Origin of the sequence: Burkholderia sp. ZZQ-2 (assembly GCF_050768715.1) — a bacterium.
Taxonomy (GTDB): Bacteria; Pseudomonadota; Gammaproteobacteria; order Burkholderiales; family Burkholderiaceae; genus Burkholderia; species Burkholderia cepacia.
In genome coordinates this window covers 1-222 of the sequence record NZ_LDVA01000010.1, presented here as the reverse complement: position 1 = coordinate 222, position 222 = coordinate 1, and the positions used below count along the sequence as shown (strand labels likewise).

Here is a 222-nt window from a genome sequence, read left to right as displayed (position 1 = left end):
CCGTCGTCGTTCTTCACGAACTCGTACACCGCTGCCGGGCAGAAACGTCCTTCCGGCCCCGCATACGTGCGCAGGTTCACGTTCACCGGCACGTTCGCATCCTTCAAGGTCAGGTGCGCCGGCTGGTTCTCTTCATGGTTCGTGTTCGAGATGAACACCGACGACAGCCGGTCGAACGTCAGCTTGCCGTCCGGCTTCGGGTACTCGATCGGCTCGCACTGC

General features: G+C 62.2%; 1 protein-coding gene. It reads right to left on the bottom strand.

The window, feature by feature from the left end; translation table 11 throughout:
- The coding region (locus tag ABY44_RS00170) for a 4Fe-4S dicluster domain-containing protein (RefSeq protein WP_431640682.1) at positions 1 to 222 on the bottom strand (222 nt) is incomplete at both ends.